Origin of the sequence: Bacillus sp. FJAT-26390 (assembly GCF_001682865.1) — a bacterium.
Classification (GTDB): Bacteria; Bacillota; Bacilli; order Paenibacillales; family Paenibacillaceae; genus Pristimantibacillus.
Genome location: NZ_MAQX01000001.1, coordinates 1,551,293 through 1,576,056, shown reverse-complemented (window position 1 = coordinate 1,576,056; position 24,764 = coordinate 1,551,293). Strand labels below are relative to the sequence as shown.

The 24,764-nt window shown below is 47.8% G+C and carries 17 protein-coding genes; 14 read left to right on the top strand and 3 right to left on the bottom strand.

Annotated features, from left to right (window positions below):
- The first annotated feature begins 34 nt into the window (after window positions 1-34).
- From A7975_RS07405 to A7975_RS07365, 9 genes are all read left to right on the top strand, one after another.
- Window positions 35-913 (top strand): carbohydrate ABC transporter permease, encoded by an 879-nt coding sequence (locus A7975_RS07405; RefSeq protein WP_082198081.1) that lies wholly within the window; start codon window positions 35-37, stop codon window positions 911-913.
- 4 nt (window positions 914-917) lie between these two features.
- A complete protein-coding gene (locus tag A7975_RS07400) occupies window positions 918-1,787 on the top strand; it encodes a carbohydrate ABC transporter permease (protein WP_065384657.1) in 870 nt (289 codons plus the stop codon).
- A gap of 25 nt (window positions 1,788-1,812) precedes the next feature.
- A complete protein-coding gene (locus A7975_RS07395) occupies window positions 1,813-3,255 on the top strand; it encodes a hypothetical protein (protein WP_065384870.1) in 1,443 nt (480 codons plus the stop codon).
- Window positions 3,245-3,865: a Yip1 family protein gene (locus tag A7975_RS07390; protein WP_065384656.1), complete on the top strand. Its 621-nt coding sequence runs from the start codon at window positions 3,245-3,247 to the stop codon at window positions 3,863-3,865. Before A7975_RS07395 ends, A7975_RS07390 begins: the two co-directional genes overlap by 11 nt.
- Window positions 3,866-3,886: 21 nt before the next feature.
- Window positions 3,887-6,457 carry a DUF5696 domain-containing protein gene (locus A7975_RS07385; RefSeq protein ID WP_065384655.1) on the top strand — a complete coding sequence of 857 codons (2,571 nt, stop codon included), beginning with the start codon at window positions 3,887-3,889 and terminating at the stop codon, window positions 6,455-6,457.
- Window positions 6,454-7,359, top strand: a complete 906-nt coding sequence (locus A7975_RS07380) for a carbohydrate ABC transporter permease (protein ID WP_065384654.1) — start codon at window positions 6,454-6,456, stop codon at window positions 7,357-7,359. Before A7975_RS07385 ends, A7975_RS07380 begins: the two co-directional genes overlap by 4 nt.
- Before the next feature lie 18 nt (window positions 7,360-7,377).
- Window positions 7,378-8,382, top strand: coding sequence for a carbohydrate ABC transporter permease (locus A7975_RS07375; RefSeq protein WP_082198022.1), 1,005 nt, complete (start codon window positions 7,378-7,380; stop codon window positions 8,380-8,382).
- Between the two features lie 97 nt (window positions 8,383-8,479).
- Entirely contained in the window at window positions 8,480-10,873 is a 2,394-nt protein-coding gene (locus A7975_RS07370; RefSeq protein WP_141680217.1) for a glycoside hydrolase family 95 protein, read from the top strand.
- Between the two features lie 74 nt (window positions 10,874-10,947).
- Entirely contained in the window at window positions 10,948-13,023 is a 2,076-nt protein-coding gene (locus A7975_RS07365; RefSeq protein WP_065384652.1) for an alpha-galactosidase, read from the top strand.
- Between the two features lie 172 nt (window positions 13,024-13,195).
- Here A7975_RS07365 and A7975_RS07360 read toward each other — a convergent pair whose 3' ends face one another.
- Complete coding sequence (locus tag A7975_RS07360) at window positions 13,196-14,026, bottom strand: AraC family transcriptional regulator (RefSeq protein ID WP_065384651.1); 831 nt, start codon at window positions 14,024-14,026, stop codon at window positions 13,196-13,198.
- A gap of 425 nt (window positions 14,027-14,451) precedes the next feature.
- On the opposite strand from A7975_RS07360, the gene A7975_RS07355 reads away from it, so the two are divergent.
- The 5 genes from A7975_RS07355 to A7975_RS07335 all read left to right on the top strand — a co-directional run bounded on the left by A7975_RS07355 (window position 14,452) and on the right by A7975_RS07335 (window position 21,904).
- Window positions 14,452-15,612: a Gfo/Idh/MocA family protein gene (locus A7975_RS07355; RefSeq protein ID WP_065384868.1), complete on the top strand. Its 1,161-nt coding sequence runs from the start codon at window positions 14,452-14,454 to the stop codon at window positions 15,610-15,612.
- A gap of 260 nt (window positions 15,613-15,872) precedes the next feature.
- Window positions 15,873-18,212: an AraC family transcriptional regulator gene (locus tag A7975_RS07350; protein ID WP_065384650.1), complete on the top strand. Its 2,340-nt coding sequence runs from the start codon at window positions 15,873-15,875 to the stop codon at window positions 18,210-18,212.
- A 141-nt stretch (window positions 18,213-18,353) separates the two neighbouring features.
- Window positions 18,354-19,994 (top strand): extracellular solute-binding protein, encoded by a 1,641-nt coding sequence (locus A7975_RS07345; RefSeq protein ID WP_065384649.1) that lies wholly within the window; start codon window positions 18,354-18,356, stop codon window positions 19,992-19,994.
- A gap of 145 nt (window positions 19,995-20,139) precedes the next feature.
- Entirely contained in the window at window positions 20,140-20,997 is an 858-nt protein-coding gene (locus A7975_RS07340; protein WP_082198079.1) for an ABC transporter permease, read from the top strand.
- Between the two features lie 82 nt (window positions 20,998-21,079).
- Complete coding sequence (locus A7975_RS07335) at window positions 21,080-21,904, top strand: carbohydrate ABC transporter permease (protein ID WP_082198078.1); 825 nt, start codon at window positions 21,080-21,082, stop codon at window positions 21,902-21,904.
- Between the two features lie 589 nt (window positions 21,905-22,493).
- On the opposite strand, the gene A7975_RS07330 is transcribed toward A7975_RS07335, so the two are convergent.
- On the bottom strand, window positions 22,494-23,453 hold the full coding sequence (locus tag A7975_RS07330) for a TIGR03571 family LLM class oxidoreductase (RefSeq protein ID WP_483295894.1): 960 nt from the start codon (window positions 23,451-23,453) through the stop codon (window positions 22,494-22,496).
- A gap of 17 nt (window positions 23,454-23,470) precedes the next feature.
- The gene (locus A7975_RS07325) at window positions 23,471-24,682 is read right to left on the bottom strand and encodes an MFS transporter (protein WP_065384645.1); all 1,212 of its coding nucleotides are present in this window, start codon (window positions 24,680-24,682) and stop codon (window positions 23,471-23,473) included.
- Window positions 24,683-24,764: the final 82 nt, after the last annotated feature.

Below are 24,764 nucleotides of genomic sequence, written 5' to 3'. Positions count from 1 at the left end.
GAAGCCGAATCCGGGTAAATTGCAGCGTCTCATCATGGATTTAAAGCGGGATAAGCACCTCTATGTGCTGATCGCTCCGTATATGGCGCTGTTTTTCATTTTTACAGTATTGCCGGTTGCAATATCGATCCTGATCAGCCTGACCTATTTCAATATGCTGGAGTTCCCCCGCTGGGCCGGCTGGAGCAACTATGCGCGATTATTTCTGGATGACGACATTTTTCTTATCGCATTAAAAAATACGTTTATTTTTGCTGTTATTACAGGGCCGATTAGTTATATTGCTTGTTTCTTATTTGCCTGGCTGATTAATGAACTGGGTCCGAAGCTGCGTGCATTTATGACGCTGATATTTTACGCGCCTTCGATTTCCGGCAATATTTATTTTGTGTGGAAGATCATGTTTTCTGGAGATTCATATGGCATCGTAAATGGATTTTTGATGAAATTCGGGTTTATTAATGAGCCTGTCATGTGGTTCCTAAATCCGGAATATACACTGACGATTATTATTATCGTTCAGCTGTGGTTAAGTCTGGGAACCAGCTTTCTCGCCTTCATCGCCGGCTTGCAGACAGTTGACCGAACGCTGTTTGAAGCTGGCGCTATGGACGGCATCCGTAACCGCTGGCAGGAGCTGTGGTATATTACGCTGCCGTCCATGCGGCCGCAGCTTATGTTCGGGGCGGTCATACAGATTACAGCTTCCTTCGCTGTGGCGGATGTAGCAATGAACTTAGCCGGTTTTCCCAGCGTTCAGTATTCGGCCCATACCGTTGTTACGCATCTGATCGATTACGGTACAATCCGGTTTGAAATGGGCTATGCGTCGACCATTGCGACGGTATTGTTTATGATCATGCTTGGCTCAAACTTGATTATCCAGAAGATGCTTAGGAAGGTGGGTGAATAGGTCCGTGAGAATTTCGCTCCGATTAGGCGGTCAAAAAAGAATCAATCGTTCCTGGCAAGTGAATTTCCTGTTGTTTCTCTTGCTGGGCTTGTTTGGAGCTTTTATGGCCATCCCTTTAATTTATACCATTAATAATGCGTTCAAACCGTTAGACGAGCTTTTTATATTTCCGCCTACCATTTTTGTCCGGAACCCAACATTAAACAATTTTCCGGACCTGTTTCACCTGATGGCGAAATCTTGGGTTCCATTCTCGAGATATATTTTTAATACCGTATTTATTACGCTTGTCGGGACCGTAGGGCATGTTATTCTTGCTTCCGCGGCAGCCTATCCGCTTGCCAAGTATAACTTCCGCGGCTCGAAAGCGCTGTTTAGCATTGTTGTATTGTCCTTGATGTTTTCTTCACAGGTTACGGCCATCCCGAACTATATGACCATGTCTTGGCTTGGCTGGATCGATACGTATTGGGCGATTATTATCCCTGCATTTGCATTTCCGCTGGGGCTTTATTTAATGAAGCAATTTATCGAACAAATTCCAATGGCGTTACTTGAATCTGCCAAGATCGACGGAGCCAATGAATACCGGATCTTCTGGTCGATTGTGATGCCGCTGGTGAAACCGGCATGGTTCACACTTATTATATTGTTATTTCAAATGCTTTGGGCAACAGACGGAGGCAGCTTCATTTACAGCGAGGAGCTAAAAACGATGCACTTTGCGATGGGTCAAATCATACAAGGCGGCATTGCACGTGCAGGCGCCGGGGCGGCAGTTGCCTTGCTGCTGATGGTCGTTCCGGTTGTGATGTTCATTATTACGCAAAGTCAAATTATCCAGACGATGGCATCTTCCGGAATGAAGGAATAGGGCAGGGGGGAGACGAGTGAAGCTCATGAAGTCAATATGCGTAGCCGCTCTGCTGCTCGCTGCAATCAGCTTGTTTGCAGCGCCGCTGCAAGCAGCGGCGCCCTATGAGGGATATTCGTATTCGTACTGGGGGACGACAAAAAGCACACCGAATGCTTATTTGCCGGAAAGGGTCATCGATGGCGCCGAGCAAGGAATCGGTAAATTCAATGGACCAACAGATATGTACGTGGCTAGTGATGGACATCTGTATTTGCTGGATGCCGGAAACGGACGGATTGTCGTCTTTGATGAACAGTGGAACGTTATTCGGCAAATTCGCGGGTTTCAAGACGCGGGCAAGCAGCAGCTTTTCAATAACCCGCAAGGCATATTCGTAACCCAAAAAGGCCACATCTATGTTGCCGATACCAATAATCGTAGAGTTGTAGAACTGACCAATGAGGGGGTGTTCGTACGGGAAATCGGCGCCCCCAAGTCGGAAATCTTTGGCGCTGGATTTGAATACCTTCCAAGAAAAATTGCGCTGGATAATGCCGGTCGCATCTATGTGATAGGCACAGGGGTATTCGACGGCATTATTGAGCTGGATGCGGCCGGAAGCTTCACCGGGTTTATGGGAACCAATCCGGTAAAGTTTAATATATGGGATTATTTCTGGAAACAACTGTCGACCGAGTCGCAAAGAAGCAAGCTGGCTCAATTCATCCCGATTGAATTCAACAACCTGGATGTCGATCAGGAAGGGTTTATTTATACGACAACCGGGGAGATCAACTCCACCAATCCGGTCAAACGATTGAACCCGACCGGAGTGGACGTGCTACGGCGAGAAGGGTACTTCTATCCAAAGGGCGACGTATATTCGGGTTCACCCGAAGCAAGTTCTATTCTTGTCGATGTAAAAGTAGGCGACAGTGGATTGTATAGTGTGCTTGATTCCAAAAAAGGCCGCATATTTAGTTACAACGAGGATGGGAATTTGCTGTATATTTTTGGCCGGATAGGGGATCAGGAAGGAACATTCAAAACGCCGATTGCCCTTGAAAGCAGAGGCAAGCAATTTTTCGTGCTTGATCAGGGGATGAACCGGATCAATGTGTTTAACCCGACCCGCTACGGAACATTGATTAATGAAGCCAATGATTTGCTAGTCACCGGCAAATATGATGAAGCGGAAAGCAAATGGAGTGAACTGCTTAACCTGGACGCCAATAATGAAATCGCTTATGTCGGTATTGGGAAAGCGCTGCTCAGGCAAGGAGAAAATAAGCTGGCGATGGAAAATCTCCGCTTAGGATATGACAGAGAGTACTACTCCAAAGCGCTTGGGAAGTACCGCAAAGAAATTTTGCGGAATTATTTTGGATTAGGCATGACGGTCGTCATTGTCCTTGGTGTGGCGTTCTGGTGTTGGAGGCTTATAAAAAGACGGACGACTGGAAAGGTGAAGGCGAATGTTACGTGAGATGACCAAATATCCGTTTTATTTACTTTTTCACCCGTTCCAAGGGTTCTGGGATTTGAAATACGAAAATAAAGGGAAGCTCCGGATTTCGTTGTTAATCATGCTGCTTTTGACGATTGCAACGATCATACTGCGTCAGTATTCCGGTTATGTCGTCAACTTCAACTATCCCGGTGATTTAAACAGCATAAACGAGCTGCAGTATATTGTGCTGCCCTTTTTCCTTTGGTGCGTATCGAATTGGTCACTGACTACGCTGATGGACGGGGAAGGCAAATTTAAAGAAATCGTTATGGCTACAGGGTATTCCCTTCTCCCGCTTGTGCTCATGCGTTTTGGGAATACATTACTCAGCAACGTCATTACATTGCGGGAAGCATCTTTTTATTACTTAATTGAATCGCTGGCGGTGCTATGGTTTATTTGGCTGCTATTTATCGGAACAATGACCGTTCATCAATATTCAGTAACCAAAACCGTTGTGACTATGGCCCTTACCTTGTTGGTGATGGGAATCATACTATTTTTAGCTCTATTGTTCTTTAGTCTGCTGCAAGAGATGTTAGGTTTTGTTCTTGCAGTTTATACCGAGATTTCATTGCGAAGCTAGGAAGGGAGGTTGGGTATACGGGTGAAAAGCAATTGGAGAATGACGATTGCGGCAATTGTATTCAGCATGCTTGCATGGGCAAGCAGCATGTATATTAGCTCGGCAGAGCCTTCCGATGAAGCGGGGTCAGCTAAAGCAGAACCAGCAGCAGAACAGCCAACTAATTCGGCAACGGAGTCACCGGCCCAATTCGCCAACGAATCGCAAGCTGCCGAAACATTAGCGATGGAGATGGTGGCGGAGAACGAATCATTAGCGCTCTATTTTGATGCCAAGACGACAGAGATTGCCGTCAAAAACAAGCGGGACGGGTCGTTCTGGCATTCCAATCCGCAAGGCCGCGAACAGGACAGTAAAGCGTCAGGCATTAACAAATCGATGTTGTCCAGCCAATTGCTGCTCCATTTTTCCGATGCATCTGGCAAACCTCAGCAATATAATTCGTTCAGTCAAAGCGTTCAGTATAACCAGTTCGAATATAAGAAATTAAACGACGGGATTCAAATCACCTACACCATCGGCGAGAAATTGCGTGGGCTCGAGCAAATTCCGCCTGTTATAGGCGAGAAACGATTCCAGACGCTCATTCTCGATAAAATTAAGGATGACGAGGGCAAAAAAGAGCTGCTTAATCGCTTTAAGCATAATCCGGAAAAGCAGGTATACGAACGTTGGGACGCTGCGCTAAACGGAATGGCCTTGAAGAGAACATTGGCAGTATTCGCAGAGGTTGGTTATAACGAGGAAGAAATGAACGTTGATCGTGAGGCTAACTCGGGCGGCAATGCGGCTAATCAGGCGCTGTTCGTGCTTCCTGTCACCTATCGTCTGGCGGGAGATCAATTTGTCGTTCATGTCTCAACCGAGAGCCTTGATTCGAAAGGCTATTATTTGCAAACGCTTGCGGTGCTGCCTTATTTCGGTGCTGCCGGGACAGGACAAGAAGGATACATGTTTGTACCGGATGGATCGGGCTCCCTAATTTACTTGAATAACGGCAAGCTGGATGCCGCTCCCTATAAGGATGCGTTGTATGGGATTGACGCTACCCGCTTCAGCCGCTTAAAACCGCTCGGCGGCTCACCTGCCCGTCTGCCGGTATTTGGTATGAAGAAGGACGATACGGCCTTTGTGGCAATTATTGAGGATGGGGATGGAATTGCCAGAGTGGAGGCCGATATTAGCGGCAGAACAAACTCATATAACTATGTTCATAGCAGCTACGAGATTAATGCTTTTGAGCCGCTGACGCTTTCCGGCGCTTGGACCACCCAGACAGTGCCCAAGTTTCAGGCGAAGCCTTATCAGGGAGATATTACGATTCGATATGGCTTCTTGCAAGGAGAAGCGGCGAGCTATTCCGGTATGGCTTCCTATTACCGCACTTATTTAACTGAAAAGCATGGACTTGAAAGAGTGAAGGGGCAGGGGCAGACTCCTTTCTTCGTAGAAATAATCGGAGGGGTGCCCAAGAAAAAGTTTTTTCTTGGCGTTCCGTACAATTCCTATCAGCCGCTGACAACCTTTGATCAAGCCCAGGAAATTTTAGAGGATCTTCAAGGAGACGGGATCGAGAATATTAAGCTGCGCTATACCGGTTGGTTTAACGGGGGGATTGCCCACTCCAGCCCTTCCTCCATCTCTGTCGACAAGAAGCTAGGAGGGAAGAAAGGGTTCGCCAAGCTGCTTAATTACACGAACCGAAATGGCATTGAGGTGTACCCGGACGCTGCTTTTATGAGCGTTCAGGACAGCTGGACTTTTAGTCCCAAGAAGGAAGCTTCGCGAACCATTACCGGTGCTTTAGCGAACATATATCCTTACAATCCAGCGGGATATTTCAAGGAGACCGAGGGGAGAACGGCTTATGCGCTATCGCCGAAAAAGCTGCCCGATTTAATCAATAGCTTTGCGCGCAGCTATGGGAACCTCGATGCATCCGGGCTGTCTTTACGCGATATGGGCGGAGAACTGAATTCCGACTTTAATGCCGGGCATATGATCACCAGAGAAGAGACGAAGCGGGTCGTGCTAGAGCAGCTTGCCAAATTGGCTGGTTCATCCAAGCTGATGATGTCAGGCGGCAACGCGTGGGCTCTTCCGTATGCCGACCATATAGTCAATGCTCCACTTTATAACAGCGGCTATAACATTACGGATCGGGGGGTGCCATTCTATGAAATTGCGCTTCATGGGTATATCGATTACGCGGGTGAAGCACTCAATATAGCCGACGAGCAGACGATGCGCCATCATGTTCTGAAAGCGCTGGAGACCGGTGCGAATCTGAATTTTACGTGGTTTTATGCCGAATCGTCATCGGTGAAGGGGTCCGAGTTCGATTATTTGTTTTCGGCGAACTACCGGAATTGGATTGGCGAGGCGAAGAGCGCCTATGATGAGGTCAATGCTGTGCTAAGCGGGGTACAAACCCAGCCGATCATAAATCACAGGATGCTGGAAAAAGGCTTATATCAAACAACTTACGAGGACGGAACGACAGTGATCGTCAACTACAACGATTACGCGATCAACGTGAATGGAGATGCCGTCGAATCGATGGGTTACCTTATTGGAGGCGAGCGCAATTGAACCTACCCAAAATCGGGCTGACGCTGCATCAGAAGCAAAAGTATAAAGGGATATGGTTTATCATCCCGTGGTTTATCGGATTCCTGCTCCTGTTTTTAGTCCCGCTCATTAACTCGCTGCGCTACAGCTTCAATACATTGAATGTGGATGAAACAGGATTTTCGATGCAGTTTGCCGGCTGGTCCAACTACAAAAACGTCTTGTTTGTAAATGAGCATTTCGTAAGAACCTTAACGGAATCGCTCCTTAATATGGTCATTAATGTTCCCTTAATTGTCATTTTCAGCTTATTCGCGGCTGTGCTGCTCAACCAGAGGTTCAAAGGGAGAGCTCTGGCAAGAGCGATCTTCTTCCTTCCGGTTATACTAGCATCCGGCGTTATCGCGTCAATTGAAAGCGGCGATTATATGCAAGGCGTCATTAATAACGCCAGCCAGCAATCCAGCGGAGAGTTCGCCATGTTCCAAAATCTGGAACTAGCCAAGCTGATTCTCAACTCGGGTGTAGATTATCGTATTGTTGAATATTTGGTAAGTGCGGTCAACCGGATTTACCAAATTGTTACCTCGTCAGGCGTGCAAATCCTGATCTTTGTGGCAGGCTTGCAATCCATTTCGGGTTCCTTGTATGAGGCGTCCAAGATCGAGGGCGCGACGGCTTACGAATCATTTTGGAAAATTACATTCCCGATGATAAGTCCGCTTATTTTGACGAATGTCATTTACTCCATTATAGATAATTTGCTCAGCAGTCCGACAACCAGTCTTATCCGGGATACGGCTTTCAAGTCCTTCCAGTTTGGATATAGCGCTTCGATGGCCTGGATTTATTTTGCGGTCATTTCCGTCTTCCTATGGATCGTCGTGATGCTCATTTCCAAAAAAGTGTTCTATTACAACTAACCAGCATGGAGGGACGACATGAAAACGAAAGCGGCAGTTGCGAAACGGGGACTAGTAAATCTGCTCTGGGAACGTATGGCCAAAGGGAGCTTCTGGATAAACAAGCTGAAGTCATGGTTATGGATATTCATACGGTCGGTATTGATTTGCGGCATTTCGTTCATTATTTTATACCCGATCATGATTAAAGTTATGATTGCAATCAAAGACCCGATCGATATGTATGATGCAACAGTGGTCTGGATCCCGAAGCATTTCACGCTGGAAAATTTCAAAGTAGTCATCGAGGCCTTGAACTATCCGAAAATACTTCTTAATACGGTGCTGCTATCGGGCGTCGTGATGTTTCTGCAGACATTCTCTTGCGTGCTTGCAGGTTATGGCTTCTCCAGAATCAAGTTTCGCGGCAGCGGCCTGCTGTTCGGATGCGTGATCTTTACGATCCTGGTGCCGCCGCAGACCATTATGATTCCGACTTATTTACAATACAAAAACTTCGATATATTGGGCATTGTGTCATTTATTCAAGGTCAGCCATTGAGCTTAATTAATTCTTATTGGCCATTCATCATTTCCTCGGCTCTAGGTATGGGACTGAAAACGGGTCTGTTCGTCTATATTTTCCGGCAATTTTTTAGGGGGATTCCGTTGGAACTGGAAGAGGCGGCTTTGGTTGACGGCTCAGGCACATTTGGGACATTTACCAAAATTATATTGCCGAACGCGATTCCTTCTGTAATAACGGTTACTTTATTTTCGTTTGTGTGGCAGTGGAATGATTCTTATTTCACCGGGCTGATTTTGAATGATGCCAAAGTGATGTCGTCCATGATGTCCACAGCGGCAGCTCAAATCTTCTTTTACCTTACGCCGCCGGGAGAGTGGGTAAAGCCTGATCCGCTTTATTTGTCCATGATCCAAAATACAGCGGTGCTGATGGCGATTTTACCGCTGATCATCATGTACCTTTTTGTTCAGCGCCATTTCGTAGAGAGTATGGAACGAAGCGGTATGGTTGGATAAGCAGATCACCTAGCATTTGAATCCTTTAGCTCCAGGTCAACGGGGGCCTCAGATGATAGGTAGCATTAAAATGACATGGCTAAAGAGAGGTGCAAGCATGAAGCTGCAATATAACAAACCTGCGTCCGCATGGACAGAAGCACTTCCAATAGGAAATGGCCGACTAGGTGCTATGATTTTCGGAGGCGTAGAGAAAGAGAGAATCGGACTTAACGAGGACACGTTATGGTCTGGGTATCCAAAGGACTGTAACAATCCCGGAGCCAAGGAGGCGCTGCCGCGGGTGCGAAAGCTGCTTGAAGAGGGACGATATGCGGAGGCGGATATTGAAACTAAACAATTGATGGGCCCTTATACGCAATCCTTTCTTCCTTTTGGAGATTTGCTTTTATCCTTTGAGCACGGCAATAAATATGATTCTTACCGCAGAGCGCTTGATTTGGAAAACGGATTGTCGAGCGTGGAATACCGTATCGGGGATATTACGTATAAAAGGGAATTGCTCGCCTCGTATCCGGATCAGCTTATCGTGCTGCGGCTTGAAGCAAGCGAGCGCGGAGCCATAGACGTCCATGCTCGTTTGGATAGTCCGCTTCGTTATCGCACAGAGACAGACGGGCAGCGTTATATGATGAAGGGTAAGGCACCAGAGCATGTGGCGCCTAGTTATCTTAACGACAGTAAACCAATCGTATACAGTGATGGCTCCCAATCAGAGGCGATGACTTTCGAAGGCTTGCTAGAAGCAAGATCGGAGGACGGAGTCGTGAAGGTAGATGCGGACGGCATTCACGTATATGGAAGTACGCGGGTCTGCTTTTATTTTAGCGCAGCAACTAGCTTCAACGGTTTTAATCGGCTTCCGGGCAGCGAGGGGAAAGACGCCGGCGCGGAAGCGGGAGCCGCAATGAACAACGGTCTTCGGAAGTCATATGACCAGATTAAAGCGGCGCATATCTCGGATTATAAAGCTTTATTTAATCGGGTGGAATTTCTTCTAGGTGATTCTACGGCCCCTGCGGATATGCCGACAGACAGCCGGGTTACCGATTATGGCGCAAGCGATCCGGGATTAGTAGAATTACTGTTTCATTACGGGCGCTATTTGATGATCGCAAGCTCGCGAACCGGTGCGAAGCCTGCGAATTTGCAGGGGATATGGAATGAGTACACAAGACCGCCTTGGAGCAGCAACTGGACGCTGAACATCAATGCGGAGATGAATTACTGGCCCGTTGAAACCTGTAATCTGGCCGAATGTCATCAGCCGCTGCTGGAATTTATTCGCGAATTGTCTGTGAACGGTACGGTAACGGCAAGTACGAATTACGGCACACGAGGCTGGACTGCGCATCATAATTCAGACGTTTGGGCTCAATCCGCGCCTGTTGGCGATTACGGGGACGGAGATCCCGCATGGGCTTACTGGCCGATGGGCGGCGTATGGCTGGCTCAGCATTTGTGGGAGCATTTTGCTTTTGGCAAGGATGAGCTTTACCTGCGCGATCAAGCTTATCCGATTATGAGGGAAGCGGCAATGTTTTGTCTGGATTGGCTGATCGATGACGGACAAGGACGTCTCGTGACATCTCCATCCACTTCGCCAGAGCATAAATTTAGGACAAAAGCGGGCGCGTTCGGCGTAAGTATCGCCGCAACGATGGATCTATCTTTAATTTGGGATTTATTTACGAATTGTATTGAAGCTTCATTATGCCTGAACATGGATGATGTCTTCAGGTCAGAGCTCGAAGCGGCAAGAGGATGCTTGCTGCCACTGCAAATCGGGCGCCATGGACAATTGCAGGAATGGTCACAGGATTTCGAGGATTCGGACGTGCATCACCGACATGTTTCCCATTTGTTTGGCGTCTATCCCGGTCGGCAATTAACGGAAAGCGTTACGCCGGAGCTATTCGAGGCGGCGAAGCAATCGCTGCTTATACGCGGGGATGATGGCACGGGCTGGAGCCTGGGCTGGAAGGTAGGCCTATGGGCAAGATTCCGTGATGGGAACCGCTCCTTGCGGCTCCTTTACCAGTCGCTTCGGCTCGTGAAGGAGAGCGATATGGAGCTCTATGATCATGGGGGCGTATATGCGAATTTATTTGGCGCGCATCCGCCATTCCAGATCGATAGCAATTTTGCAGTGACGGCAGGCATTGCTGAGATGCTGCTGCAATCGCATCAGCATTATTTGGAGCTCCTTCCCGCGCTTCCCGATGCTTGGCCAAAAGGTGAGATCAAGGGGCTTCGCGCACGCGGTGGATTTGAGGTGCTTATCCGCTGGGACAAAGGCGGTCTAGCAGAGGCAGAAATTCAATCTCTAAGTGGAGGAAGCTGTTCACTACTTACAGATCCTACTTGGGCTATTGTAACCTCTGACGGGGAACGGGTTGAGGTGAACTTGTCCGAGAATAACATTGTTCAATTCGACACCGCTTCCGGTCAGAAATTTAAGATTATAAATACTGGATTGCTCGATAGGTAATGGCTGCGCGAATGGATAAGTAATGATGCTATTGTTTTGTTTTCAAATCGGGTTTGAGGATGGGAGAACTGATAATGAATGTTACGGAAATGAAGATCGGTGAAATGAAGCTGGAGAAGGCCTCAACTGGATTCACTGTAGATAACGGGTTAGTCCGCGCGGAAGCGGATTTTGGAGGTGGGACGATAACGCTTCGTTGGAGCAGCGGCGAGGCCGTGGTTGGGCTTTATGCGGAAGCACGATATGGACTTGAACAATTACGTTCCACTTATTATAGCAAGCACGGGGTTGACCAAACATCGGTGCAGGCAATTGAAGACAGCTTCGGCCAGGGCATCCGCTGGACATTTGCGCATGAAGATTTGGGTAAGCCGGTGATGCGCCAGCATATACGAATGTATGAACAGATTCCGTATTTATTAGTCGAGTTGGAATTAGAATCTGAATTCGAATGGGAGACAAACGAGATGACGCCGCTCGCTTCCTATTTAAATGATGGAAGCGTTTTGGAATTCGGCTCTTTTCCCGAATCGACTGGCGAAATAAGAGCATTATTCATGCCGTTTGACAATGATAAATGGGTCCGATTCGCTTCCCATGCCATACCTTGCAGCGTACACAGCTATGAAGTGACAGCCATCTACCATTCGGAACGCAGAAATGGATTCGTTCTGGGGTCCGTCACGCATGATACATGGAAAACGGGATTAGCCGTTGAAGGAACATTTTCGGGCTCGGTCGGCAGGCTTCGCGTATACGGGGGTGCTGCTGATATGCAGACGCGGGACACGGTTGCGCATGGGTCCTTGCGAGGCAAGAGCATCGTATCGCCGACGATATTCGTAGGCGCATTCGAGGACTATCGCGACGGGCTTGAAACTTACGGAAAGGCGAACGCGAAGCTGTCCCCAGCTCTTCCATGGCAAGGCGGCGTCCCAATAGGTTGGAACAGCTGGTCTGCCGTTATGTCAGAGATTGATTTTGACGTATATACGCACACTTCGGATTTTTTCCGAAACGAACTGCAGTTGAACGGTTACTCTGATGATGAAGGCAGCTTATACGTCAACTTTGATTCCTTCTGGGACAATTTGTCCCCGGAGCAGCTTAGCCAAGCAGTGAACAGAGTGAAGGCAAATGGGCAAAAGCCGGGTATTTATTATACGCCGTTTGCGTTTTGGGGAAGCGATCCGGATACGCCGGTAGAAGAAACGGATGGAGCGGTGCTGTACAGGGATATCTTAATCAAGGACCAGGCAGGTAACCCGCTGCCGAAGCTGGATGGCGCCTTTGCGATCGATCCTTCTCATCCGGCGGCGCTGGATCGAATAAAGCGAAAACTGGATAGTTTCGTGGAGTGGGGCTTTGATTACGTAAAGCTGGACTTCCTGACACATGGCGCCATGGAAGGCGTATTCCATGATTCGAGCGTTCGAACGGGCATACAGGCGTATAATAAAGGGATGGCCCATATTTGCGAAACGTTGGATCCAAAGCACATAGGCCGGCCATTTTTAATTAATTTGTCCATTGCGCCATTGTTTCCTCATGGTTATGCGCATAGCCGCCGCGTATCCTGTGACGCGTTCGGGACGATTGGCGATACGGAGTATATGCTAAACGCGCTGACTTACGGTTGGTGGATTAATGACTCCTTGTACCGCTTTAACGATCCCGATCATGTCGTATTGTATAAGAGCAGCAATCAACGATCAATCACCGAAGCAGAAGGTAGAAGCAGATTGAACAGCGCTGTTATAGCCGGCACCTCTCTTCTGCTTGGCGACGATTTCCGGATGGAAGAAGCGAAGCAGCGTGCTAGGGAATGGATGACAAATATTGAGGTAATATCTCTGGCGCGCAAAGGCGTTACATTCCGTCCAGTAGAGGGGCGCAGCGGCGATAAAAGCGAGGATTTGTTCATACTTAGCGATGAAAAAGGAACATGGGTTGCGGCATTTAATTTTGATGCAGAGTGCGGAAGTGAAAAGATCATATCCTTTGAACGGTTTGGCATCGATTCCTCTAATGGGATTGTGGTCCGAGATTTATGGAATGGAAGAGAATGGAGTATAGAGGGTGGTGCGGACATGTACCGTGCCGAGCTCGCCCCCTCCGAATCCAAGCTATTTTTGTTCAGGCAAAATTAATTGCGCAAATTAATGCAAGCTCATTAAGAGGAATTAGTCCATCCTGTAGGGATGGACTAATTCCTCTTACACGGTGTTTTTTTTACATGATAATCTATTGTTAAAAATAATTGGAGCTGCTCTTGGTTACATAGTGATCGTTGGAACGAGCAGTTTTTGGAAACGGCTTCTCCTACTGGAGGAGAATTGGGGTTTGCTTGACCGAAGGGGCATGGCGGAAAATTTTTTTGTAGGCGCGGTAGAAGGAGGAGTAGTCTCCGAAGCCTGCTATCGCAGAAGCAGTGTTGGCTGATTGGCCTTGCAGCATCAAATTTTGAGCCATGACGACCCGCTTGTGAATGACATAATTAAGGACGGTTGTGCCGGTTGCTTTGCGGAATATTTTGTTCAAGTGATGCTTGCTTATATAAAATTTGGAGGAAAGGTCGTCCAGAGTAACGGGCTCGCCGATATGGTCGTTTAAATATTTAATGACACTGGAGACGGTAGTAGTTGACGAGGCCGATTCGGATCGGTCCTTCAGAGATTGGCTCGTGAACAATATTTGTGACAACAGCGCCTCCAGCCGGATGCGCAGCGACAGCTCTCGGTAATCCTCATCCATATAACGACAATCCATTAATTGTTTGAAGAAATGATGAAAGTCTTTTTGTCCGTCATCAGTTAAATATACATTGGCATAACCGTAAGCCGTTTGAAAGGGAGACAGTAGAATCGACTGGTTTTCAAGGGGCAGGAAGCTAGGCACAAAGTGAAGCGATATGCGCTCGTAGGCTGAGTCGCTCTCGATCTTGACGCCATGGAACACATGAGGCGCGATCAGCAGTATGCTATTCGGCTTTGGAGCATACCGCTTGCCGTCCACCAGGTAGCTTACATCACCCGCGATGAAGTAGAACACCTCGTAGAAATTGTGACAGTGGAGCGCATACCGATCTGTTTTTTGATTATCCACGGTGTGGTGAAGAATGATAGAGTCCGTATGAATATCTACTAATTGCATCGCTTATCACTCCCGGGAACGATTTCCACTCAAGTGTAGTAGATGACCGCTATATTTGCAATGAATTCCTTTCTTTTCGCAATGGCGGCGATTGAACGGAAAACTATAATTAATGAGTGTAGGCTTCATATAAGAAGATAAGGGAGGGTAAGGGTTTCATGATTTTTGGCGCTCAGTTATAAGCAATTAGATCGTTTGTTCAGACGGAAGAGGATGTTAGGCGTTCGTCTATAAAGATTGCAGAAATGAAGTACGTATCGGTATGCGATAGGTATATTGTAAGCGCTTGATAAGGAAAAAAACAACTATTTGCTCATTGAGCAGGATTTTTGCCTAGGCTATCGTTTAGATTGACTGCGAACGAGCTGCTATAGCTTGGCCAAGTTTGGCTATTGATGGATGGGAGAGGGGATTGAAGGATGATAATGGAGAAAATGCGCCTGGGCATTATTGGAATGGGCAACATGGGAACGGATCACGCGAGAAAATTGCTCGGAGGGGCCGTGCCGGATATACAACTAACCGCGGTTGCCGATTCAGACGAAAAACGACTGGCGGCGGCCAAAACGTATTTGCCGGAAACGGTCGGATTATTCGTAAACGCGGAAGCGCTCATGGACAGCGGCTTATGCGACGCGGTTATCATTGCAACGCCGCATTACGTTCATCCGCCCCTTGCGATAAAGGCTTTCGAACGGAAGCTTCATGTTATGTGCGAGAAGCCTGCCGGCGTTTATACGAAGCAGGTTAGAGAAATGAACAATAAGGCGCAGCAGAGCGATGTCGTATTCGGAATGATGTTCAACCAGAGGACGAATCCGTTATACCGTAAGATGCATGAGCTTGTGAACAGCGGAGAATTAGGGGCGATCAAACGGGTGAACTGGATCATTACGGACTGGTACAGAACACAGGCCTACTACGATTCCGGCAGCTGGCGTGCGACTTGGGCCGGCGAAGGCGGCGGCGTGCTGGTGAACCAATGTCCGCATAATATCGACCTGCTTCAGTGGATATGCGGAATGCCAAGTAAAGTTCGTGCGTTCTGTCATAACGGCAAATGGCATCATATTGAGGTGGAGGACGACGTGACGGCGTATTTAGAATTTCCAAATGGCGCGACGGGTGTATTCGTGACGACGACCGCCGACCTGCCGGGCACGAACCGATTTGAAATTACGCTGGAGAGAGGCAAGCTGGTCTGTGAAAACAATACGTTGACGCTCCATAAGCTGAGCCAGAACGAGCGCGAGTTTTGCTTCGAATCCAAAGAAGGCTTTGCCAGTCCGGCGGTAGAAGTATCCATTGTTCAGACGGAAGGCGACAATAGCCAGCACATGGGCGTCTTAGCCGCATTTGCCAAATCGGTATTGTACGGTGACCCGCTGGTTGCCGGCGGCGAGGAGGGCATCCATAGCTTAACGCTATCGAATGCGATGCATTTGTCTAGCTGGCTGGAGCAAACGGTCGAGCTTCCGATCGATGAGGAGCTATATTGGGAAGAGCTAAACAAAAGAGCGGCTGCATCCAAATTAAAAGCGGTTGAATCGTTGCTGCTCGATACGTCAGGCAGTTACGGCTCCTAGCACTGCAGCTTGAACTCGGGGTTTACAAAATATCGAAGACGTGCGGCAGTACCTTGCCGCACGTTTTTTTTCATGGCACGTCTAGTAAGGGGCGTCACCTGTGAAAAGCCCTGCTAGGTACACGAATATTACAAATGTATTATTCATCGAACAATACGATAGTCATTAGCGGTATGTAAGTTTGATATGCTGAAACAAGTATTTAGGCCTGATTTCAGAGGGAGTCACTTTAAAATGTGATGGAAAGCGGAGGAGCATGGATGAGAAATAAAGGACGCGTGAATCGGTATAGATGGTTGCATTTAAAGGGCGCTTGGTCGGCGTTGTTTTGGTCCTATATGGCTATCCTACTGCTGCTTATTATTATCGGCAGTCTTCTTTATTGGCGAGCAAGGGACGTTGTCGAGCATTCTGTTGAGCGAACGAACTCGGCAATGCTCGCTCAACTTAGGGAGCTTGCCGACGGCCAGCTCCAGCTTATCGAGCAGTTGGAGCAACAAATCGCCAATCATCCGAAAATGGTCCAGCTAATGAACAGCAAGTTACCGATGTCCGACCGGGAGCAGTACGATATGATCAAAATGGCCGATGATTTACAGCGTTATAAACAGCTGACACCATATATTTATGATTATTATATTTACCTGCCGAAGTCCGGTACAATGCTCGGACCGGGAGTAAAAACGAAGCCGGACATTTTGTTCGACGAGGTAGACAAGTTCGATGGGATGAGCGCGAAAGATTGGATCGCCAAGTTCGAAAGCGGCTACCACTACCAGACGTTCGAGCCGGCTCTGCTCACTAGGAGCAAATTTGAAGGAAAGCACGACGTTATCGCCTATATGCAGACGCTGCCGCTCATAGACCAATCGAAAAGGCTGGCTACGCTGTTTATTATGATTAACGACGAGCAGCTGCGAAAAATGCTGGACGGCCTCGCGAAGGCAGGACGAGGCGAAATTTATATTTTGGACGATTCCGACCGAATTATTAGCTCAACGGCAGACAAGCAGGAGCCACTGCCATTTGGCTATTCGGATATGCGGGGCAACCAAGGGAAGTTGGAAGCCGGCCGCGGTGGCGGAGGGCTGGTCGTATCCTATGCTTCCTCCAGCGTTTACGGCTGGAAATATGTCATGGAAGTGCCGCGCGCCGTTTTTTTGGAGGAAGTAAACGAGGTTCGAAGCTGGGCATTGTTATTATTTTTGTTAGCAGCGTGTTCAGGAGCGGTTGTATCCGGCTATCTCGCCTATCGGAACTATCGTCCGATCCGCGATCTCGTATCTGCGGTGAAGGGCGGAGCAATCGCTGCACAGAATAAGCAGGGCCCCATTGAATATGAGCTGATCCACACATCGATTCAATCGGCAAGGCTGACGGAGTCGGAGCTTAGAACAAGACTGTCGCAGCAGACACCCATTATCCGCATACATTTTTTGAACCGCTTGATCAGAGGGTATGCGGACCCGCATGAGCTGCATCCGGAATCGCTGCAGTTTATGGGAATTGGATTCGTATCCCCGTCCTTCGCCGTCATGCTAATAGATGCGGAAGACATGAGCCCGTTTCCGAGCGATAAGGAATGGATGTTCGTGAACTTCATCATTTCCAATATTGCATCCGAGCTGGCGAATGAGCGGCATATTGCCTTTACGAGCGAGCTCGATCAAGGAAGGATTGCGCTTTTGATCAATTTCAATGAAGCGAGCGAGGCCGAACGGCTAGAGCAGCTTGCGTCGATTGAGGAACGCCTCGATCAGGTGCTGAGCGAGCGCTTCCGGCTGAAGGTTGCCATTGGCAGGAGCTCCGTCGTGCACGATATGGAGCAAATCGGGGAAGCGTTCCGCGATGCGCTTAAAAGGCTGGGTGAAAGCTACAAAATCCATGCGTCGGCTACCGGAACGGACAAGCTGTCGGATCAAGCGCCGGTTTATTACTACCCGCTGGATATCGAACAGCAGTTGACGAACTACGTGAAGTCGGGAGAGGAAGAGAAAACCGCACAACTGCTGGATGCATTGTATGCAGATCATGATGACGGCAGCGTAAGCGGCACGCGTATCGGCTCTTACTTTCTCATGAATCTTTCTTCTACGCTGTATCGCATTGTCCAGAACACGCCTAAGTCGGACACGGGACTCGCTATGCGGTTGTTAATGAATTATCCAAATTCCGTTCAAGATCAGCGGAGCGCCTTCGAGGAGCTGAAAGCGGATTTCCTGATCGTGTGCTCATTATGGAAAGAAGGGCGCACAGATCAGGGAAGCCGGATGCTTGGCACGATCAAACGGATCGTTCATGAACGCTTCGATCAAAACATGCTGAGCGTCGGCTTGATTGCGGATGAGCTTGGCATTACGCAGCCGTATTTGTCTTCTTTCTTCAAGAAAGCAACAGGGCGGACAATTCTTGACTTCATAGCCGAAGTACGTTTGCAGGAAGCGAAGCGGCTGCTGTCGGAGTCGCCATGCACGGTCGCACATATCGCCCAGGCTGTCGGTTATTCAAACGATATTGGATTTATCCGTTTTTTTAAGAAGCATGAAGGCATTACACCCGGCCAATACCGCGCCAACATACAAACGGAACATCAATCTTAAAGACGAATAGTATTCGATCTATCAATCGGAATATGGATCGAACAGTTAGGACGTATTCAGCAAGCAAGGCACGCCGCTAACATAAGGGGGTGGCTGCGGAAGACGCAGCATCTCATACAAGTAACGAGGGGGTAACGATTTATGAAGTACGGTAAAAGGTATTGGATCACGGCGCTTGCGGCGTTTACGTCATTAACGGTCGTATTGTCGGCATGCTCCAGCGGGGACAAACAAGAAGAGGGTCCTGCGAACACGCCGAAGGAAGCGGATGCCACGAACGCACCGGCAGACGGAAAGATTGTAGCAGAGCCGCTCACGCTATCTTATTTTGTAACGATGTCAGGTAATCCGGCTCCAGGCATGAAAACGCAAAACGACATGGCCGCCTATCAAGAAACGGAGAAAAAGACGGGAATTCATATCGAATTTCAGCATCCTGCAGTAGGCCAAGAGAAAAACCAATTCAACCTGCTTATGAGCTCCGGCGATTATCCGGACGTAATCGAGTGGGGGTGGAACGACTATCCGGGCGGCGGCGTAGGCGCGATGAACAACGGCGTTATTATTCCGCTTAACGATTACATCGAGAAGTTCGCTCCGAACCTGTCCAAGCTGCTGGAAGAAAATCCGGAAATCAAAAAGGATATTTCTACGGATGACGGTCGTATCTATGCGTTTCCTTTCTTAAGAAGCGACCCTTATCTTCGTACGTATCAAGGAATCGGGGTTCGCCAGGATTGGTTGGATGAAGTAGGACTCCAAATGCCGACGACTATCGATGAATGGCATGCGGTTTTGAAAGCGTTTAAAGAAAAAGATCCGAACAAAAACGGCAAGGCAGACGAAATTCCGCTGCTAATCGCCAGAGATACAATGCTTAACTTCAGCAATGTGTTCTTGAACGCATGGGGAACCTCCGGGCGGTTCAACCTGCAGGACGGCAAAGTTGTATTTGGCCCGATTCAATCAGAATACAAGGCGTTTCTCCAAACGATGCGCAGCTGGTATGAGGAAGGCCTGATTGACCGCGATTATGCGGGAACGGATGCCAAGCAGAAGGATGCGAAATGGACAGGTGAGCTGCTCGGCGCTTCCGAGCTGGCCGTAGGCGGCGGCATCGGAAAATATACGACGGCCATGTCCGCCAAAAATCCGAAGTTTAACCTTGCCGGCGCACCTTACCCGACGCTCGCGAAAGGCGAAAAGCCGGTGCTCGGCCAGCGCGAGCCGATCTTCAACAGCGTTGGAGCAGCGATCACGAAAAATAATAAACATGTCGAGGAAACGGTAAAATGGCTCGACTACAAGTACGGGGAAGAAGGCTCGATGCTGTTCAACTTCGGCATCGAAGGCAAGAGCTACGTCATGAAAGACGGCTTCCCGACGTATACCGACGATATTTTGAAAAACCCGGACGGTCTTGCGTTCGGCACTTCGCTCGGAAGGTACGCGATTCCGTTCGGAGGCCCGTTCGTACAGGATAAACGCTACCAGTTGCAAAACGCTTCAATGCCGCAGCAGCAAGCGGCGCTTAATACTTGGATGGATGTCGAAAACGAGAACTGGCTGCCGCCGTTGTCGTTCACGAATGACGAATCGGCACGCCTTGCTTCGATCATGACGGACGTAAACACTTACCGCGACGAGATGTTTGACAAATACGTAATGGGCGCGGAATCAATAGATTCATTCAACAACTTCGTGAAGACCATTGAAGGAATGGGCATCCAGGAAGCGCTTGAAATTCAGCAAGCTGCATACGATCGATATTTGAAACGGTAATGCCAAGCTGGAGCGGGATACCCGGCGAAGCTTACGCGGATGCGTAATTTCCGGGGACCCGCTATTTTTCTACCTTGCATGCCGAAGGAGGACATAAAAATTGAAAACGTTACGGGGCTGGTCCCGCCATAAATACATTTACTTCATGCTGCTTCCGGTCGTTGTTTATTACGTTGTGTTTTTGTACATGCCCATGTATGGCTTGCAGATCGCCTTCAAGGATTTCTCTCCAGCCAAAGGGATATGGGCGAGCGATTGGGTTGGCTTGAAGCATTTCGTGTCTTTCTATGAAAGCTATTATTTTTGGAGACTGATTCGCAATACGGTAATGATCAGCATCTATGAACTCGTGTTCGGTTTTCCGGCTCCGATCTTGCTTGCCTTGCTGCTTAACGAAATCCGCAAACGCGCATTCAAAAATATCGTACAGTCGATCACGTATTTGCCGCACTTTATTTCAATCGTCGTCGTTGCGGGGATGATGGTGGATTTTTTATCGGGTGACGGATTGATCAATCAATTGACCGACCTACTTGGGATACCGTCCGTATCATTCTTGATTGCGCCTGAATGGTTTAGGTCGATCTATGTATCATCCGGCATCTGGCAAGGCGTAGGCTGGGGCTCGATCATTTATTTGGCCGCGATCGCGGGAATTGATCCGAGCCTGTATGAAGCAGCCAAGACGGATGGAGCGGGGCGATTCAAGCAAATTATGCACGTAACCGTCCCCGGCATTATGCCAACCGTCATCATAATGCTCATTTTGCGAATGGGTACGCTCATGGCCGGGGGCAGCTTGGAAAAAATTCTGCTGCTCTATAATTCAACAACTTACGAAACGGCGGACGTTATATCCACGTTCGTGTACCGGCGTGGCTTGCTCCAGATGGATTACGGTTTTTCGGCGGCAATCGGCTTATTCAACAACATCATGAATTTCATTTTGCTCGTATCTGCTAACGCAGTGAGCCGGAAGATCAACAACACGAGCCTGTGGTAGTTCCATTTCAGGAGGTGCAGCAAATTTGAAGCCTCGCATCAGTTTAGGAGAGCGGATATTCGACACATCGAATGCTTTGTTCATGCTGGCGTTAATGGCCGTTACATTATATCCATTTCTATATGTGCTGTTCGCTTCGTTAAGCGATCCAATGCAATTGATAGACCATCGGGGGCTGCTCTTTTTCCCGGCGGGCTTCAGCCTCGAATCGTATAAGCTTGTGTTCGAGAATCCGATGATAACGATCGGATATTTGAACACGGGAATATATGTTGTCGCAGGCACGGCTTTGAATCTTGTTCTTACAAGCTTCGCCGCCTATGCGTTGTCCCGCAAGGGCGTAAAGCTCGTTGGGCCGATCATGTTCGGGATTGTGTTTACGATGTTTTTCTCGGGAGGACTTATTCCGACTTATTTGAATATGAAAAACCTGGACCTGCTCGACACCAGATGGGCGATGATACTGCCATCCGCGATCAGCACGTGGAATCTGCTTGTCATGCGCACGTCGTTCGCAGGCATACCCGTCGCACTGGAGGAGTCGGCCCGAATTGACGGCGCCAACGATTTCCGTATTTTGTTCCAAATCTTCATTCCGGTTTCCTTGCCGATTATGGCAGTTATGACGCTATTCTACGGCGTATCCCATTGGAACGCATATATGGATGCCTTGATTTACTTGCGAGACCGGGATCTATATCCGCTGCAGCTTGTTTTGCAGGAAATTTTAATTACGAACAACACGGATTCGATGACGACGGCGGTGTCCGACGTGGACAAAGGACTTATTCAAGAAACGATCAAATATGCAACGATCATCGCTGCGACCGTCCCGATATTGCTGCTGTATCCCTTCCTTCAGCGATACTTTGTTAAAGGCGTTATGCTCGGGTCCATTAAGGAATAAGGAGGGCATAGCATTACCTGATTTTGTTCCTGTTAATAGTAGTCATCTTGAGTGCAGACCACCCTTCGGGGTGGTCTTTTTTTGATAATGATTGATTTGTATGCAAAAGGATACGGTGTGGAAGGTAGACGTTATTGTACCCATAACAGCGGCTGGAAGGCCAAATGTTCTCGCATTAGTCAATTGCTTGCAGAGAATTGATCACAAAATGCGGAGGAGTAGTCATGGGGAACAAAGCCTAGTCCTTCTATACTGAAGGAGGGAGTGATGACGATGTGAGAACAGCAACCACATTCAAAAATCGATTGCCTTAAATGTAGTATCTCCATTTGTAGAGGATATTAATTCACTCGACTAACAGGAGCGATAGTTGAATAACACATGGATGAATGAGCAGGCGCTGCGGCAGCCTGCTCATTTTATTTCGTTATGATATTAAGTTATCTGGAATACCTTATTGTTTTATCGACTGTATTTTTGGGTTCGACGCGGCATAAGGAGGAGGCGAATCGACTCGCCCCCAATTTGACAGTAAGAATGGTTATCGAATATAAGACTTAATAGGGAAAAAAATGAATGGAATGCTATATTACCCGTTGATTTTGTGTGGCGGGAAATGTGGCAATACGAACTCTCCCAGTTCTTGAATAACTTCGTCAGCTGGTCTCTGACTATCAAAAAGAGCGAAAAAGAGATGATTTACGCCAATGTCTTTATATAATCCGAGCAATTCTATTAATTTATTGCGACCAACTTTAAAACCTAGCCGAATCGGCGTAGCATCTTCATCTGGGTCTTCTACTAAGTCGAGATGCATCGGCATGGAAAATGGTCGGAATTCGGTATGATTTTGGCGAGCTGCTGACTCTCTCCATGCTTTTATAGCTTCTGACTGTCGTATTGGTCCTTGCGGATAATACATCCAGCCGTCACCATGGACACCAAGCCAATCAAATTCTTGCTGGGCAACTCCGGTTATCATAGTAGGGATTCTTCGCTCTAGTGTCGGAACGAGAGTCGCCTGTTGAATTTGACCATAACGAGAGTCGATTTTAGGATAATGCTCATAGAGTGCCTTTTCGAGATAGGACAAGGATTCACGGAATTGAATGCCGCGGCTCGGATGGTCGACTCCAAGACCTTGAAAATCAGCACGCCTATCGCCGGAAGAGATCCCCATGATGAGCCTTTCGGGAAAAAGCGCTTCAATCGTAGCGACCTCTTTTGCCAGCCTTAACGGATGGCGAAGAGGAAGCACGAGCGCAGATGTTCCAAGCGCGATTTTTTTGGTTTGACTAAGCAAATGAGTGCCAAAAATCAAAATATCATGAATTTGTCCTACAGCAGGATCTCCAAAAAGCGGATCTTCCAAAATAACGTCTCTGAGCCATAGTGTAGTAAAACCGTAGGCTTCAGCAGTCTGCGCCAACTCAATTTGATTAGCCATCGTTGGAGCTTTCATTTGATAGTTTTCAAGCGGAATATGGAGACCAAGCGTTAGCTCGCCTTCTTTGTACATGCTTTGGTAAGATTGATGATTGCTAAACATTCGTATTCCCCCTTTCATTAATTCCGTTCAAGCTTTGCCGAAATACCTGAGAGTATAATTGCGATGGCAACCATAATTGCACCGATCCATGGCGTATGCACAAGACCCAACGAATCGATAACGATCCCGCCTACTATTGACCCAACAGCAATACCGATGTTAAATGCTGCAATATTAATTGCGGAAGCCACATCAACAGCCGATGGCACATACTTCTCAGCAAGCTGAACAATATATAACTGAAGACCAGGCACGTTCATAAAGGCAAGCAGACCCATTAAAATGACACCAATTATGCCAGCTATTTTAAATGGAGCTAAGAAGGTTAAAAGGACCAATACAGCCGCTTGAACGATAAACATCCAAAATAATGCGCGTATTGGGTTTTTATTGGCTAGTTTTCCGCCTAAAGAGTTACCAAATGCTACAGCGATACCATAGGCGATCAAAAGAATATTAATGAAGCCATGGCTTAGGCCGGTTACATCATGTAGAAGAGGCGTTAAATAAGTGAAAGCGACAAAGGTTCCTCCATAACCGAATGCCGTAATAAGGAAGCCCAGCATCAATCGGCCATTTGTAAGCAATCGGAACATATCTGATAATTTGGATGGTGGAGATTGTTTTAGATTTTTTGGGATAAGCACAGCGCTTGAAATGATCGCAATAACACCAAGCAAGGCAACACCCCAAAAAGTTGCTCTCCAGCCAAATGCCTGTCCGATAAATGTTCCGAGAGGGACACCGGTCACAATTGCGATAGTAAGTCCGGTAAACATAAGCGCGATGGCACTACCCTTTTTTTCTGGCGATACTAATTGAACGGCAATGGTCGCTCCAATGGAGAAAAAGACGCCATGGGAGAAGGCCGTGATGAATCGAGCAACAAGTAGAAGTTCAAATGATGGAGAGAGTGCGGCGACAATGTTTCCGACGATGAATACAACCATGAGCGTCATAAGCAAGGATTTGCGGCTCATGCGATTGGTGAGTGCGGTAAGGATAGGCGCTCCGACAGCGACCCCTATGGCATAACCTGAAATAAGAAGCCCGGCTAACGTGATACCGATGTTTAAATCTTCTGCAATAGAAGCAAGAAGACCTACAGGGACAAATTCTGTTGTTCCAATACCGAATGCGCTAATTGCAAGCGCAAGAAGCGCCCATGTGCCCGTTTTTGGTTTTGCTTCATGACCAGAAGCTGATGATTTTGCAATCGTGTGACTCATGTTTATTCCTCCTGAGATTATTTTTTTTTGACCGGTTCATGAGTGCTATTATATAACCATATAAATGTTATTGGTAAGTACG

Coding starts and splice junctions, on each gene's coding strand:
- A7975_RS07405 (WP_082198081.1), top strand. CDS start 35: ATGGATTTAAAGCGGGATAAGCACCTCTATGTGCTGATCGCTCCGTAT.
- A7975_RS07395 (WP_065384870.1), top strand. CDS start 1,813: ATGAAGTCAATATGCGTAGCCGCTCTGCTGCTCGCTGCAATCAGCTTG.
- A7975_RS07390 (WP_065384656.1), top strand. CDS start 3,245: ATGTTACGTGAGATGACCAAATATCCGTTTTATTTACTTTTTCACCCG.
- A7975_RS07375 (WP_082198022.1), top strand. CDS start 7,378: ATGAAAACGAAAGCGGCAGTTGCGAAACGGGGACTAGTAAATCTGCTC.
- A7975_RS07370 (WP_141680217.1), top strand. CDS start 8,480: ATGAAGCTGCAATATAACAAACCTGCGTCCGCATGGACAGAAGCACTT.
- A7975_RS07365 (WP_065384652.1), top strand. CDS start 10,948: ATGAATGTTACGGAAATGAAGATCGGTGAAATGAAGCTGGAGAAGGCC.
- A7975_RS07360 (WP_065384651.1), bottom strand. CDS start 14,026: ATGCAATTAGTAGATATTCATACGGACTCTATCATTCTTCACCACACC.
- A7975_RS07355 (WP_065384868.1), top strand. CDS start 14,452: ATGGAGAAAATGCGCCTGGGCATTATTGGAATGGGCAACATGGGAACG.
- A7975_RS07350 (WP_065384650.1), top strand. CDS start 15,873: ATGAGAAATAAAGGACGCGTGAATCGGTATAGATGGTTGCATTTAAAG.
- A7975_RS07345 (WP_065384649.1), top strand. CDS start 18,354: ATGAAGTACGGTAAAAGGTATTGGATCACGGCGCTTGCGGCGTTTACG.
- A7975_RS07340 (WP_082198079.1), top strand. CDS start 20,140: ATGCTGCTTCCGGTCGTTGTTTATTACGTTGTGTTTTTGTACATGCCC.
- A7975_RS07335 (WP_082198078.1), top strand. CDS start 21,080: ATGCTGGCGTTAATGGCCGTTACATTATATCCATTTCTATATGTGCTG.
- A7975_RS07330 (WP_483295894.1), bottom strand. CDS start 23,453: ATGTTTAGCAATCATCAATCTTACCAAAGCATGTACAAAGAAGGCGAG.
- A7975_RS07325 (WP_065384645.1), bottom strand. CDS start 24,682: ATGAGTCACACGATTGCAAAATCATCAGCTTCTGGTCATGAAGCAAAA.